General features: G+C 68.9%; 1 protein-coding gene and 1 pseudogene. Both read left to right on the top strand.

Annotated features, from left to right (window positions below):
• Positions 1-971: bifunctional folylpolyglutamate synthase/dihydrofolate synthase (locus AC1DOC_RS34495; protein WP_478131687.1), on the top strand; the 971-nt coding region annotated here is incomplete at its 5' end.
• 62 nt (positions 972-1,033) lie between these two features.
• Positions 1,034-1,156, top strand: a pseudogene (locus AC1DOC_RS34500) (SPOR domain-containing protein); the annotation flags it as partial.

The following is a 1,156-nucleotide window of genomic DNA, read 5'->3' on the forward strand; positions in this document are numbered from 1 at the left end:
TGCCCCTGACGTACTTCGAATTCACCACGCTGGGCATCCTGCGCTGCATGATCGAGGAAAAGCCGGACGTGGCCATCCTGGAAGTCGGCCTCGGCGGCCGGCTCGATGCGGTCAACATCATCGACACCGATTGCGCGGTCATCACCAGCATCGACCTCGACCACATGGACTATCTCGGGCCCGACCGCGAAAGCATCGGCTTCGAGAAGGCCGGCATCATGCGCGCGGGCAAGCCCGCCATCGTGAGCGATCCGATGCCGCCGCAAAGCGTCGTCGACCATGCAGCAGCCGTCGGCGCCGACCTCTGGCGCTTCGGGCACGACTTCAATGTGTCGGGCGACAAGCAGCAGTGGGGCTGGTCGGGCCGCGGGCGGCGCTACAGCGGGCTGGCCTATCCCGCGCTGCGCGGCGCCAACCAGCTGCTCAATGCCGCCGGCGTGCTCGCGGCGCTCGAGGCGCTGCGGCCCCGGTTGCCGATCACTGCGCAGGCGGTGCGCACGGGGCTCGCGATGGTCGAGCTGCCCGGCCGCTTCCAGATCGTGCCGGGCGAGCCCGCGCTGGTGCTCGACGTGGCGCACAACGCCCACGCGGTCGCGGCGTTGGCGGAGAACCTCGACGCGATGGGTTTCTACCCCACCACGCATGGCGTGTTCGGCGTCATGGCCGACAAGGACCTGGCCCCGATCCTCGCGCGCATCGGCCCGATGATCGACCGCTGGTACTTCACCGACCTGCCGACCCAGCGCGCCGCCAAGGCCGCAGATCTGCTCGCGAGCTGGCAGGCGCAGAACACGCGCACCGACGTCTCCGGCAGCGTGCATGCGAACCCGATGGAGGCGCTGCGCGCAGCCATCGAGCGCGCGGACCCCGCTGATAGAATCGTGGTCTTCGGATCGTTCTTCACCGTGGGTGGCGTGCTGGAGCATGGCACTCCGCGGCTGCAAGCCAAACACCTGCTGCCCGGCGGCTGATCGCCGGCCCGTCCGCACCATCTGGCACACACCTCGCTGCACTCCTTCAGGGATCGAACTTCATGGCGTTTTTCAAGTTCCGCACGCGCGGCCAGCAAGGCAACGAAGGACGCAGCGCACCGGCCGCCGTCCCCGCGGAAAGTGTCGAAACCATGCGGCGCCGTGCGCGCCACCGGCTGGTGGGC

It is taken from the genome of Variovorax sp. 01T439_2, from assembly GCF_056398445.1.